This is a genomic window from Nostoc piscinale CENA21 (genome assembly GCF_001298445.1).
GTDB lineage: Bacteria > Cyanobacteriota > Cyanobacteriia > Cyanobacteriales > Nostocaceae > Nostoc_B > Nostoc_B piscinale_A.
In genome coordinates this window covers 6,612,662-6,626,872 of the sequence record NZ_CP012036.1, presented here as the reverse complement: position 1 = coordinate 6,626,872, position 14,211 = coordinate 6,612,662, and the positions used below count along the sequence as shown (strand labels likewise).

At 40.1% G+C, this 14,211-nt stretch carries 11 protein-coding genes, 1 tRNA gene and 2 pseudogenes; 5 read left to right on the top strand and 9 right to left on the bottom strand.

Annotated features, from left to right (window positions below; genetic code table 11):
* Positions 1–84: 84 nt before the first annotated feature.
* The 4 genes from ACX27_RS28550 to ACX27_RS28535 all read left to right on the top strand — a co-directional run bounded on the left by ACX27_RS28550 (position 85) and on the right by ACX27_RS28535 (position 2,111).
* Entirely contained in the window at positions 85–489 is a 405-nt protein-coding gene (locus tag ACX27_RS28550; protein ID WP_235526412.1) for a hypothetical protein, read from the top strand.
* A gap of 101 nt (positions 490–590) precedes the next feature.
* Entirely contained in the window at positions 591–800 is a 210-nt protein-coding gene (locus ACX27_RS28545) for a hypothetical protein (protein ID WP_062297491.1), read from the top strand.
* Positions 801–1,214: an HNH endonuclease gene (locus tag ACX27_RS28540; protein ID WP_062297489.1), complete on the top strand. Its 414-nt coding sequence runs from the start codon at positions 801–803 to the stop codon at positions 1,212–1,214.
* A 318-nt stretch (positions 1,215–1,532) separates the two neighbouring features.
* A complete protein-coding gene (locus tag ACX27_RS28535; RefSeq protein WP_062297487.1) occupies positions 1,533–2,111 on the top strand; it encodes a hypothetical protein in 579 nt (192 codons plus the stop codon).
* Positions 2,112–2,297: 186 nt separating this feature from the next.
* Here ACX27_RS28535 and ftsH2 read toward each other — a convergent pair whose 3' ends face one another.
* The 9 genes and pseudogenes from ftsH2 to ACX27_RS28490 form a co-directional block, all read right to left on the bottom strand.
* Entirely contained in the window at positions 2,298–4,184 is a 1,887-nt protein-coding gene (gene ftsH2 / locus ACX27_RS28530) for an ATP-dependent zinc metalloprotease FtsH2 (protein WP_062297483.1), read from the bottom strand.
* Positions 4,185–4,677: 493 nt separating this feature from the next.
* Positions 4,678–5,172: a hypothetical protein gene (locus tag ACX27_RS28525; RefSeq protein WP_062297482.1), complete on the bottom strand. Its 495-nt coding sequence runs from the start codon at positions 5,170–5,172 to the stop codon at positions 4,678–4,680.
* A 128-nt stretch (positions 5,173–5,300) separates the two neighbouring features.
* Complete coding sequence (gene gltX, locus ACX27_RS28520; protein WP_062297480.1) at positions 5,301–6,737, bottom strand: glutamate--tRNA ligase; 1,437 nt, start codon at positions 6,735–6,737, stop codon at positions 5,301–5,303.
* A 269-nt stretch (positions 6,738–7,006) separates the two neighbouring features.
* Positions 7,007–7,080: transfer RNA gene (locus ACX27_RS28515), tRNA-Asp, on the bottom strand.
* A 150-nt stretch (positions 7,081–7,230) separates the two neighbouring features.
* Positions 7,231–8,758, bottom strand: a pseudogene (locus ACX27_RS28510) (serine/threonine protein kinase).
* 57 nt (positions 8,759–8,815) lie between these two features.
* A pseudogene (locus tag ACX27_RS35910) lies at positions 8,816–10,414 on the bottom strand (serine/threonine protein kinase).
* 331 nt (positions 10,415–10,745) lie between these two features.
* A complete protein-coding gene (locus ACX27_RS28500) occupies positions 10,746–11,849 on the bottom strand; it encodes an esterase-like activity of phytase family protein (RefSeq protein WP_083468862.1) in 1,104 nt (367 codons plus the stop codon).
* Positions 11,850–12,045: 196 nt separating this feature from the next.
* Complete coding sequence (locus ACX27_RS28495) at positions 12,046–12,414, bottom strand: response regulator (RefSeq protein ID WP_062298627.1); 369 nt, start codon at positions 12,412–12,414, stop codon at positions 12,046–12,048.
* A gap of 153 nt (positions 12,415–12,567) precedes the next feature.
* Positions 12,568–12,750, bottom strand: coding sequence for a hypothetical protein (locus ACX27_RS28490; RefSeq protein WP_062297477.1), 183 nt, complete (start codon positions 12,748–12,750; stop codon positions 12,568–12,570).
* A 90-nt stretch (positions 12,751–12,840) separates the two neighbouring features.
* Here ACX27_RS28490 and ACX27_RS28485 point away from each other — a divergent pair, with 90 nt between their 5' ends.
* Positions 12,841–13,497 (top strand): response regulator, encoded by a 657-nt coding sequence (locus ACX27_RS28485; protein WP_062297476.1) that lies wholly within the window; start codon positions 12,841–12,843, stop codon positions 13,495–13,497.
* Positions 13,498–14,211 lie beyond the last annotated feature (714 nt).

The window sequence follows — 14,211 nt, the reverse complement described above, 5'->3', positions numbered from 1 at the left end:
ATGAGAGCGATCGCATGATAAATTGCGTAGACTATCTTACTTACGTTATACAAGAATCAGTTACTCAGTAAACAACGAAAATCAATGAATATTTCAAAGCTTTACTTACTACCGCTTGCAAGTATGATAGTTCTAACTTGTAGTTTACTTATAAAAATTCCTAACGCGCAGTCTGCTGATTTTGATACAGCAAATTCTGTACTTAATAGCTCAAAAGCTGCTGATGAAATTATTGACAGACAGAGTTTGGAAGAAGGACAAGTCTTTGTAGTTCAGACAAGAAGCAAAGGAGTTGAAATTATAGAAGCGGGTAGAGTGATGACTACGACAAGAAATTTTCTGGTAACGATAGAAGATGAGAACGGAAAAATTCTTCGAGTCTTTCATCGTTTAGGTAGAGGATCAGACCTCATCGCCACTGCTAGGATGCAAAAAGAGGAAGCCATTCAATTGTTAAAATCGGGCGGGGTGATTGTAGAAGAACTTTAAACACAGATGCGATCGCACAGAATTACGACAGGCGATTCTCTGAAGAACATTGAGTTACACTAACTCTAGAAGTGGTTGCAATTTTAATAGACATACTGTGTATGCCTGAAATTATCCAGATACCAGTTGAACTAACTCATTTCAAACTTCCCGAAGCTGTTCAAGAACGTCTTCAAGTTCTACTTGCTCGCCAAGATACAGGTGAAATGCTTACCCACGCAGAACAAAGGGAAGCCGAAGGGTTAGTCGAGTTGGCAGAATTTTTATCTCTGCTACATTTGCGCTCACAACGTGTAATGCAGCAAGGATAAATGGTAACAATCCCTGTTGCTTTACGTCGATTAGTCATTCAAAGAGCAGCTGATCGCTGTGAGTATTGCTGTTTGTCTCAAGCAGGTCAAGCAGCAACCTTTCATATCGATCACATTACACCAGTTGTGGCAGGCGGTACAACAACAGTAAATAATTTAGCACTAGCTTGTGTATCATGTTCTTTACGTAAAGTGGCTCGACAACTAGTTGAAGATCCAGAAACAGGTGAAAAAGTACCAATCTTTAACCCCCGTCAACAAGTTTGGACAGAACACTTTAGTTGGAATGGTGTACAAGTTTTTGGATTAACACCTACAGGACGAGCAACCATTAACGCACTCAACATGAATCGTGCAATTATACTGGCAATTAGAGCAGAAGAAGAATTGCTAGGTCGTCATCCGCCCTCTTAATTTGTTTTGAGAAAATAATTATTTAGCAAATTGCCGACTGTCAGCAATTGCTTACATAGCAAAAATTCCGTATTAAAAATAATCAATGCAAATTTAGCACCAACACTGACAAATTGCGATGATAGTTTTTGCAGTTATGCTAAGTTGCTGGAGAGAAAAGTATTTTTAATTGCTATTTTGATGTTGTCAATTTAACTATAAACTGATTATTAATTCTGCAATATTTATTCTGCCAAATTGCCTGTTGATGGGGAGTAAACCCGGAAGGCAGGTAGGAGGATGGGAATAAGTACTAGTAAATGACCAACAATTTTGCTAATGAGAATTTGGACTGCAATAGTTGTACTAACTTCTTCTTGGCTAGTTTCCGGGTTGGTAGCTTCTCAGCCAATCAATGCTAAAGTAGCGATCGCCGCCGATAAAACAGCATCATCTCGGTCTATTTCTCAAGCAAGCAATACTAAAAAAACGATTGCGATCGACAAAGCTGAGTTTGGTGTAGCCAGAGTTGATGCTAGAGGTAAAGTTAACTTTATCCCCACATTCAGAGTACCACTACAAGAAGGTAGTAAATATGGGTGGCGGATTCAACTCAAAGACTACCAAGGCGAAGTTACATGGCGAGAAGTCTTACGTTTGCCAAAACCCCCAGAAACTTGGGCTACGGATGATGGTGAAAACTTCTCAGTCTCTGCTGACGGTACAGAGTCGGTAATGAGGCGCAAAACTACAGCGAATGATGGTGTGATTCAAAATTATTGGACGATCGCAGCAGGTGATCCTCCTGGTAAGCATAAAATACAGGTATACATTGATGACCGTCTGATTGCAACTTTCGATTTTGAAGTTTTTCCTATGGACAGAAAAGAATCATCCGGTAGAAATCGCAGTTTGTAGCAATTTTCAACGGACATGATGTTACTCCTCAAAAAACCCCAGGATAAAAATACATAGCCAAAATTCAACAAAAAAAGGTGCAGGAGTTGACTGCACCTTTTTTTACTCTATGTTCGCCTGCTGTAACCTGGCTAGGGGGTTAGGTTTTGATTACTGAGTCGATACTCTAGAAATATCGTTTAGTAATTACAGTTGCGGTACATACTGTTGTTTTTCAGGGACATCAGTATATTCAGCAACGATTTGGCGGAATTCTTCGCCGTCGATGGTTTCTTTTTCAATGAGTAAATCAACGATGCGGTCTGTGACGGTGCGATGTTCACGCATAATTTGTTTGGCGTGTTCATAGCATTGTTCAACGATAACTCTTACTTGAGCATCAATGCGAGAAGCGATCGCTTCGGAATATTCAGATCGGGTTGTCCAGTCACGACCGAGGAATACTTCTCCTTGTTGACTTTCTAAGGAAAGTGGCCCTAAGTCAGACATCCCAAACCGAGTCACCATTTGACGCGCCATTCCGGTTACTTGCTGCAAGTCACCGCCAGCACCAGTTGTCACTTCCGCAGAACCAAAAATGACTTCTTCGGCTGCACGTCCACCCAAAGCACCAGTAATTCTGGCTTTGAGTTGAGAACGAGAAATTAAACCTTGTTCTTCGTTGGGGGTAAACCAAGTTAAACCCTGTGCTTGTCCCCGTGGAATCAAAGTTACTTTCTGTACTGGGTCATGGTCTTTGAGTAAAGTCCCCACCAAAGCGTGACCAATTTCGTGGTAAGCAATTAAACGCTTGCTCTTGCTGTCTACCAAAGGAGTTCCTTCCATCCCTGCAACTACGCGGTCAACCGCATCGTCGATTTCGCGCAGGGTGATGGCTTCCTTACGTCTTCTGGCGGTGAGAATTGCCGCTTCGTTGAGTAAGTTGGCTAAATCTGCACCAGTAAAACCAGGAGTCCGGCGAGAGATCGCTTCTAATGATACGCTGGGGTCTAATTTCTTGTTACGTGCATGAACTTGCAGAATTTCCAAACGTCCTTTGATATCTGGCGCATCGACAGTTACTTGTCTGTCAAAACGACCAGGACGTAACAAGGCTGCGTCTAATACGTCGGGACGGTTGGTAGCAGCAATAATAATAATCCCTGTGTTACCTTCAAAACCATCCATTTCGGTCAGCAACTGGTTGAGGGTTTGTTCTCTCTCATCGTTACCGCCACCGATACCTGCACCCCGTTGTCTACCTACAGCGTCAATTTCATCGATGAAGATGATACAAGGTGCGTTATCTTTTGCTTTTTTAAACAAGTCGCGGACGCGAGAAGCACCCACACCGACGAACATTTCCACAAATTCCGAACCGGAAATGCTGAAGAAAGGTACACCAGCTTCACCAGCGATCGCTTTTGCCAGTAAAGTTTTACCTGTACCTGGAGGGCCGACTAACAACACACCTTTAGGAATGCGTGCGCCAACAGCCGTAAATCTTTCTGGCTGTTTGAGGAAGGTAACAACTTCTTGTAGTTCTTCTTTGGCTTCTTCGATACCAGCCACATCGTCAAATTTCACACCTGTTTTGGCTTCCATTTGAAAACGCGCTCTGGATTTACCAAAGCTCATTGCTTGTCCAGGGCCGCCAGGAAGATTGCTGGAGCGACGGAACAAAAAGAACAATCCAGTGATCAATAAAATTGGGAAAACAAGATTGCCTAATAATCCCCAAATTGCGCCATCATTACGCATAGGGTGAGCATCAAAACTAATTTGTTTTTCTTTAAGCTTGCTAATTAACTCAGGGGCGCTAATTGGCAGGTCTACCCGCCACCGCTGAATGCGATTTTCGATATCTGGATCAATAGCTTCGACAATTGCCGTTCTACCGCCTTCATACAAATCTACGCTAGTGACGCGATCGGCATCCAAGTATTCTAGAAAACGCCCGTAAGTCATGCGGGTATTGGCAGCATTCTTACCCATATCCGCAGGAGCGTTAGCAAATGCTCCTTGCCAGAAGAAAAAGCCAATTACCAAAGCAGGCAATGTCCAGAGTACTAGGACTCTCCAAGAGAATTTCATCTTAATTTTGCCTCTGCCAATACAATTATCATTTCTAGCTACTCTCTAGCTTGGCACTCATCTAGGGAATCATCTTCCGCAAGATATTGCCGCACTTGGTAACTAGATTTTGCAACGGATGTTTATTAATCCATTTTGTTTAATTTGATGTCTAGTCACACGTCACCATGAATGTGTGACGCTGAAAAGATTCTTAATTAAATTTAACTTAATTTTAATACAGCTTGGATTATGACAACAAAATTTAAGATGTAGATACTAGAGTTTAGTACTGCGATCGCATAGCTGTGACAGAATTCATTCCCAGTGGTAGTAAAAGTTGTAGAGACGTTGTATACAACGTCTCTACAAGGATTTTATAGAATGCAGTTTCTATGTGACTTACTGCAAAGCCCTTACACCCATTCTTCACAGACAGCCTTTGTGCCTCAATGCTGTTCTCATAGAATTGGGATGATTTCTGAGAAAAACACTAATCCCTAGCCCCCAGTGACTACTTCACTTCAGTAATGGTCAATGTATAAGGATAATATTGGCCTTTATTGTATGAACCTACCCAAACTTGATAATTTCCTGGTAGCCATTCACCACTCATCCCAGCGTTTTTACCCTCAAAATCGTCATTACACCAAGTACCGCCAGGGCCTCTCACAATCAGCGTGACATCTTGAGGGCTTTGCACTTGGAGTCTGAGATAATCGAATTTGGTCTTGAGTTCTAAGGTATGGTCTGGTGCTGCATCAACAAACCCATCACAAGGCCCGGTAATTGTTTCTCTTCTTCCCGCAACTTTATTTCCAGAAATTGACCCGCCACTCATTCCCCGCACAGTTATGGGGTCTGGGGAAAAGGGATGGTTAAGGGTCACATCTCCAAATATTGTTGGTGCTTCTTGAGCATGAGTGATGGTATTAGTTATGGATGCGACACAAAATGTCAACATTGCCAAAGATAATTGTATCCCTCTATTTAAAGATGTTTGCGACATTGTGATCACACAGGTTTCTCAGTGCTTAGTAAGACATGAATTTTACACACTAAGTTCCCAAGATGAGAGAAATTGACTAAACTAATTCGTAATTCGTAAAGACTGAATTACGAATTACGAATTATGAATTACGAACTAATTGCTTGATTCAACCTTGACTTATCTAAACCAAGATGATTCAGCAGTAACCAAGATTGAATCAGGTCGGGGCCATGAACATCACCGGTTAAAGCGACACGGAGCGATCGCATCACTAAGCCTTTCTTGACGTTCTGTTGTTTTACCACCTGTTTAATAATTTCTTGAGCAGCTGTTTCTGTGAAGTCGGGTTGATTTTCTGAGGCGGCGAGTATTGCACTCAACACAGCAGAGGAACCTTCTTGTTGCAGTTGTTTACTGCCCTCTTCACTCAATTCTACGGTGTCGCTGAAAAAGATTTTGCTCATGTCTACAGCTTCCACCAAACGAGTCAAACTAGGGCCGATTAAACCAACTAACTGCTCTAACCAAGGACGTTCTCGCCCCTCTACGTTATATCCAGCTTCTTGCCAAACAGGTATGAGCAAATCTGTCAGCTTCTCCACTGGCATATTGTGGATATATTGACTGTTGAGCCAATCTAGTTTCGCCCAGTCAAATTTAGCACCGGCTTTATTCACCCGTTCAAAGCTAAATTCTTTAGCAGCAGCCTCTAGGGTGAAGATTTCTTGAGTAGAATCTGGTGGCGACCAACCCAATAAAGTCATGTAATTGACCAAGGCCTCGGCGGTGAAACCCATTTTCTGAAAGTCGGAAATCGAAGTCACACCATCCCGCTTGGATAGTTTGCGCCCATCCATATTTAAAATTAGCGGCGAGTGGGCAAATATTGGGGCTTCTGCTCCCAAAGCTTCGTATAACAAAATTTGCTTGGCGGTGTTGGCTATGTGGTCTTCACCGCGAATGACATGGGTAATTTGCATATCAATGTCATCAACTACCACCACAAAGTTGTACAGTGGTTGACCAATACCGTCTGCGGAAGCACGAGCAATGACCATATCACCACCAAGGTCACTCCCGCGCCACACCATTTTGTCCCGTACCAAGTCATTCCAGACAATTTCGCGGTCATCATCGATTTTGAACCGGATGACAAAGCTACGTCCTTCGGCTTGGAATGCGGCTTCTTGTTCTGGGGTGAGGTTGCGATGACGGTTGTCGTAGCGGGGTGCTTCACCTTTGGCTTTTTGGGCTTCGCGCAACGCCTCTAATTCTTCTGGGGTGGTGTAGCAGCGATAAGCTAATCCTTGAGCTAACAGTTTTTGGACTGCTGTTTTGTACAAATCTAGGCGCTGAGATTGGAAAAACGGGCCTTCGTCCCAGTTGAGTCCCAGCCAGCGTAATCCCGCTAAGATATTTTCGGTATATTCGGGGCGCGATCGCTCTAGGTCTGTGTCTTCAATACGTAAAATAAACTTACCCCCGTGGTGGTGGGCAAATAACCAGTTAAATACAGCAGTTCTGGCTGTACCAATATGTAAATTGCCAGTTGGGCTTGGTGCAATACGGACTCTAACAGTCACAGTTAATTCTCTCTTTCACAAAGCATGATTAATTTAAAGCAAAATTCAGCATCAATATATAGTGGCGGGTCTTTTTCCGCCACTAATTTTAGATTGCTTTATTGATTACTAAATTTTCAATTTAGCGTGGTGTTTCACTACTGATAACACACTGCGAATGAGCAAGTTTCGCTCTGGCGTTATAGGTTTGTAGAATTATTACTCCAATTTGGAAAGCTTCTAATTATCAGTTAAGCCTTACACCGATATTTACAATTTTTGTTGTTGAACGGGACTGACGGGGCTCGAACCCGCAACTTCCGCCGTGACAGGGCGGTGCTCTAACCAATTGAACTACAGTCCCTTAATTTGCAACTTTATTAGTATCGCTCTTTTTTCGAGCTTTGTCAAGTAATTTTTTTGCTTTGGCTTTTGGGGCGGCTGCGTTTTTACTCAACGATTTTCTATTATAACGTTTAAAATAATTTTGGCAAGGGGTTGCTGGTTTAAGTTTCTAAGTTGAGGAAGCCGCTGCCACCTTTGGTTGAGAAGATAGATGTTCTAGTATCTGCGATTGGATTTGCTTGTACTGCTGCTTGAGCAAATTCTTACTCGTCTGGGCTTGATCAGAGTGTGGCAAGATTTTACTTTGTTCGAGCCACTGTTGTAATCTTTGGCGCTGGGTATTAGTGATGTGGGTGTTCAGCACCGTAACACAGCTATTGGGTAGTTCTAAGGTAAAGCAAATCAAGGAATAGCGCCTATATTCGATCAACGCCGAAACCAGTTCTTGGTTTTGGAGATTCTGCATATCTAAATAGCAAGGTAGCCATTTCGGGCCGAGTTCGGAATCGTAAAGCAGCGTAATCCACAGCAGCATCGGGTAAGGCGTTGTGATGAATACAAAATGGTTGTAACGCTGACACAGAACTCGTTTTTTGATTTCTTGTTTGGGTAACATCAGCCACAAAGCGGCGAAATTCCCTTGGGGTGTGGGAAAAATTTGGGGAAAGACAATTTCTTGAATGGGTTTCTTGGATGGCCAGACAAGTTTAGCAAAGTTGGGTTTCAGGACTGGAGGTAAATCAGCACCAACATTTAAATGAGGATTGTATGTGGAATTTAAAGGTGTGGGTAAATTCTGACAGCTTGATTTTTCTAGACTGTCTAAGACTTGCAGAATTTCTGCCATGTTTTGAGGGCGATCGCTTGGTTTTTTTGCCAAGCAAGCCATGATTAAATTGTTGAGTTGTGGAGGTAATTTGAGATGGGGACTGACAGAGGCGATCGCTTGTGGTGCTTCAAAGTGATGCGCTTTATACCAAGCACCAAATAAATCTGTTTCTGGCTGCCAAGGTTTAGCTCCAGTCAGCATTTCATACATCATCACACCCAAACTATAAATATCAGAACGGCTATCAATTTCTACACCTTCTAATTGTTCAGGAGAACAATAGGGTAAAGTGCCGTTAAACCCTCTGTTAGTATTAGCTGTGTTGGTGTAATTAATAAATTTAGCAATACCAAAATCTAAGATTTTTACTAATTTTCCTAAAATTGGATCTGGCAAAACTAGTATATTGGCTGGTTTAACATCTCGATGTACTAAGGCATAAACTTTGCCATCAATATTAATTCCTTGGTGGGCGCATTGTAAGCCTAAACAAATCTGACGTGTCAAAATCAAAAACTTAGGCAATGGTATAGGTATTAAATCTTTCAAACTTTTACCATTGAGATATTCCATAACATAAAATGGCTTACCTTCAGCACTTACTCCATAATCATAAGCCCGCACAATATGAAGACTTTTCTGGCTTAAAGCAGCACTTAACATTGCTTCCCTTGCAAAGTCTTGCTGCATTTTTTCACTGCAAAATTTTTGAGTTAAAAATTTGACGGCAACAGGTGTTCCACCTAGTAAAATATCATCTGCTAAAAAAAACTTCACCCATACCACCACTACCGATCAACTGTTTTAGCTGATAGCGATTGGCCAGCAATCCTGTAACTCGTGGAGAGATGAATGCACTGTGATTCACTTTTATAACCTCTAATATTGCCGCAATTAAATAATTAAAAATTTATTTCATATTTTTTCAAGGCAGTGATAAAATTTGGCGAATTTTATCAAATATTTGAGACAGCCAAGCTCTAAAACCCAGTTTGGCAATTTGTTGTCTTTCTACTAATTTTTGTAAGATTTCTGATTTTAATTTTTGGTATTCTGCTTTTAAAATATTTTTAGCTTGTTCCGAGGCGATCGCTTCATTATATTTCTGCTCTAGTTCTAACCAATCTGTCAGTTGCTGTCTTTGTTTCGCTGTCAGAGTTAGTGTCATCACATTAGCACACTGAGTTGGTTCTTCTAATGCAAAAAAAAAGTAAATGATAATAGCCTCTATCTGCTAAAAGTTGTGCGATTTTTTTGACCTCTATTATCTTTTAAATCTAAAAAATAAGATAGCCATTTTGTCAGAGAATATTGAGCATTATATAACACCGTCACCCACAATAACATCGGGTATATATTCATTTTGTCAATAAATTCTGTACTGTGATATTTATCACAAAAATTAATAATTTCTTGCTTTGGTAACATTGCCCAAAAAGTAGGAATAACCCCTTGTGTAGTATGTAGTAAATGGGGAAATCCAATTGAAGCTATTGGCTTATTTTTCGGCCATGTTTTTTGTAAACACTCTTTCTCTGAGATTGAAGTGACTGGAACTAAGTTAGTAAGATATTCCAATTTGTTACTATCAATTTCTAGAGCTATATCTCTTGCTACCTGGCGCTTAATTTTTTCTAGGACAACTAAAATTTGACTAATAGTTTGCGGACGTTCAGTTACTTCTTTGGCGAGACAAGTTAATAATAATTTTTTTTAATGCTTGAGGTATTCTAACATCAGGATTAACTTGTTCTGGTGTTGGTGGAGCTTGGAAACGATGAGCTTGATACCAACTCCCAAAAGTATTACTATCTGTTTTAAATGGGTGCTTTCCTGTTAACATTTCAAACATTAATACACCCAAACTGTAAATATCAGAGCGTACATCTAGCAGTTTTCGCCCTTCCATGTGTTCTGGAGAACAATAAGGTAAACTCCCAATAAAAGAATCAGTCAGCGTCATTCCACTGCGTTCTGTTAAAAATTTAGCAATGCCAAAATCAAGGATTTTTACAACTTCACCTTGTTGAACATCATCAATAATAAAGATATTTTCTGGCTTAATATCTCGATGCACAATTGGATAAACTTCACCTTTTAGACTAATACCTTGATGAGCGCACTGTAAGCCTAAGCAAATTTGCTGACAAATATCAATAAATTTTCCCAGAGTTAATGGTTGTACCTTCAAAATCTGCTTGAGATTTTTACCTTGAAGATATTCCATGACATAAAAAGGCGTTTTATCATCTGTCATGCCATAGCTTAATACCTGAACGATATTTTTACTTTTACGGCCTAACTGAGCGCCAATAAAAATTTCTCTGGCAAAGCGTTGCGATATTTGCTGGTTTCCTAAATTTAGCATTAAAATTTTGACAGCTACTAAAAGGCCACCTTTCGCTGCATCTTCTGCTAAATAAACTCTACCCATACCGCCTTTGCCAATCAAATCTTTTATTAAATAGCGATTGTTTAAAAACTTTCCAATATAAATATCTATGTCGGTTTTAGGCACTACCATATTTGGAAATGTCACGCTATAAAATTTTGAAATCAATATTGCTCAAGCTTTTATTGTAACCATGAATAACTTTACTAATTTTAGAGAATCAATTATAAGTTATAAAACTCGCTTTAAAAGGAAATCAAGGTTTAATAAAAAACTAATTGATTTTTCTGGAATATCACTTAAACATTATGTAACATATTTATTAATAAAATAAATGAGGAAATCCACTGAAACCAAGGATAGTTTGAAGATATCTACCCCCTAATAACAGTAAATCCACGGGGGAAAATCATGTTCACTCAAATTAGTTCTTAGAGAAACTGAAGGCAAATTTCCAGATAATCTACCAACTGAAAAAATCTAGCATCCTCCGGAACCATCTAATAATAGGGGGTTCGATTTTAAGTTGAAAAGCTAAAAACTGAGTACGCTGTAGAGAATTAAAATTATTATCACTGACCAAAATTAACGAACGCTGTCCATTAGGTAGCCAAGGGCCGAGTGTTAACCCTTCAAGATTATCTAGAGCTACGTCTAGGGTTCGCAAATCTAGCAAGAGTTGTTTCGTTACTGGGCGAATATTTTTGGAGGTACGGAGAAGGCTGTCAATATTGCGAATATCATCAGCATCTGCTAAGGAAACTTGAAATAAAAAAATCGCAAATCCTAAACCAGTAAACGACCTTTCTAAACTTAAAAAGTGTCCTTGATTATCTAAGGCGAGTAAATCTGGTAAGCCACTAGCAAACTTACCAGTTATATCTAATAATGGTGCGACTGGCTCAGTTTGGTACAAAAATTCACTTTCTGGCTGTTTAGTGAAGAGATTATATTGCAAAATTCGGCAAGGCGTAGCAACATTTGGCTTCGCAATCGACCCATCTTGAATTAAGGCATTTTCAGTTGCGGTGAATAAATACTGATTGTTGGGTGTAATAGTCAGGCTTTCAAAGGCCAAATTATTCCGAATGCCCATTTTAGCTTTTTTATCTGGTAAGAATTTTATCGGGATCTTGAGTGTTGTTATACTTTTCCCAGAAGCTAAGGAAAACTCTTTGATAAAAGGGTTAATTAATTTTTCTCTATCGCCTTCAGAAGAGATGAAGACAGTATCTTTATCAGTTAAAGCAATTCCTTCGGTATCGGTGGTTCTGGGAGGAAAGTTTTGTCCGTTTTGATTTAACAGCATTGTTACACCAACAGGCACAACATCGCCATTTTCTAGCAAGCCTTTGCTCAAGTTGATTTTAAAAGTATAGAAACGTGTGGGTGCTTTTTGCCCTCTATCGTCGGAGATAACATAATAAAGGTCATTTTTAGCATCGTAGGTAATGCCTGATAAGCCACCAATTTCAGTTTTTTGAAAAGATAAACTTTTGGGTAATGTTGCTTCTCCGATGAAGTCTATACTTCTGATTTCAACAGTATTAGAGGAATGATTAATCATTAAGAATGTAACAATTAAAACACCAATTCCTAAATAAAAAAATTTTAGGTAATTGCCAAAATTTTTTTAAATATTTTCATGTTGATGACCTTACAAAAGCAGGCGATCGCATACAGCCATTTTATTCACCCATAGTAAAATATCAGGCGATTTGACAAACAGAACAAGTGGGGATGGAGTGAAAACTTTGGTCAGACTAACTAGGGTTAAGTACTTGGTTGATGGTTTGGATCAGTTCTTGGGGTTGAAACGGTTTACTGATGTAGGCGATCGCACCCATCTTTAGCCCCCAATAGTGATCGGACATACCAGCATTAGAAGAACAGAAGATGACAGGTACTGCCTGAGTTTCAGGATTACGCTTGATTTTGCGACAGACTTCATAACCATTCAACCGAGGCATGACTATATCAAGAATGATAATATCTGGGCGATCAAATTGAATTTGCTCCAGAGCTTCTATGCCATCGCAGGCAGTCTTAACATCAAAGGCATTTGCTTTCAGTAATTCTTCTAAGAGATGGCGTTGAGTGTAGCTATCTTCGACAACAAGGACGGTACTCATTTGATTTACTCCATTCAATGAGTTCATCCTAAAGAAACTAGATACAGAAAACATGAGACATCTGTCCCCATTTCAACTAGGTCTAAAGTCCTAGTAACAAATAGGACAGCAGAATCTTGCGGCTGGAGGAAGAAAAGGTTAGGGTTGAGGGAATCATCCGAATTGAAATTGGTAAGTTGTTAAGCATTTAATTTGCATATTGAAGCCGCAGGGTAAGCCAGCGCGTTGGGGAGTTTTCCCCCGTTTTAGCAACTTTCGTTGGGTTTCTCGACTTGTAGCGACTGGTATGGCAAAGAACAGATAGCCAGGAAGAGAGTTTGCAGCTTTTCTGACCATGAAGATGGTGCAATTTAAATGACGATTAGCTTATGGCTTTCAAATCTAGGTATATTGTCCAGTTTATTTTTCAGTCATTCTTCTTAACCCATGCCGCCCATTCTTGTGCTGATTGTTGATGACCAAACTCTAATCCGTCGGGCGTTGTCTTTATTGCTGGTCGAAGATCCCCAACTGGAATTGGTAGGGGAAGCGGAGAGCGGAGAAGCGGCGATCGCTCAGATGGAAACCCTGAAACCAGAGGTGATTCTCATGGATATTGTCATGCCAGGAATGGGAGGCGTTGAAGCTACCAGAGTGATTCATCAACAATTTCCAGAGACAAAAATTTTAGTACTTAGTATTGATGATGATGATGAAAATATTGCTCAGGCACTGCGGTATGGAGCAGCAGGTTATCTGTTAAAAAATACCCCTGTCGAAGAATTGTCTCTGGCGATCCAGGCAATTCACAAAGGCTATACCCAATTAGGGCCGGGCGTAGGACGAAAGTTAATTCAGCGTATCCCTGATCCTGGGATTAATCCAGATGTCGAGTGGAAAAAACTCACCCGCCGCGAACAAGAAATTGTGCGATTGATTGGTCAAGGGGCGAATAATCGTGAAATTGCAGAGGTGCTGTTTATTTCTGAGAAGACGGTTAAAAACCACATTACCAATATCTTGAGTCGTTTAAATTTGCGCGATCGCCTCCAGATTGCTTTATTTGTCACATCAAATCCGATTTATATGACCAGCAAAGCCTGATCTGCTAAATCAGCTTCTGGCAATAAACCAAGCTCTCGATTTAAAAAGGTGCGTTACATTTTTATTGATGCACGCTCCTGTAAACTCAAGTGATCGCTCTTAATTATTTCATTCACGTACGGTCAAGATCAGTAAGTGCAGTAGATTAAGAAAACTGGCGATCGCCATTTCAATTACTGCTTTTCTGGGAACCTCAATTACAAACTATTTGTTTTGTTATCTGTTGATGACGGATATAGATATTGCTCATAATCTGGTGTCAAACTTTCAGGTAAAATTAGGTGGATCACTAGTGACAGTATCCCTACGATAAAACTCAGGATACTAGTGAATAAATAAAACCAACCCATTACCGAACGGCTTGCCATAACTGGAAAAATATATCCATTGACTTTAAAGTTCAATACGCCATAACCAAGCCAATTAAACTGAGATGAAAAGTATAAGTAAGCGTCAAACCCTGTGATGAAGCTTGCGAATATAAATCCAGTTGCTAGTACTTTGGATATATTTTTCCCGTTGAACATGAGACTTTTTTGTTAGGAAACTGGAGTGATTGAATTTAATAATTCCCATCGGTCATACTTGATGAGAACGCTTCATATTATGGAATGCGTTAGCGCCAGTATAACTTATCCCTTAAGCCTTTCAAATCAATGTGTGTGAATTTCATTCAGACATTCTATAAGATTTGGCGATCACATTTATCCTATA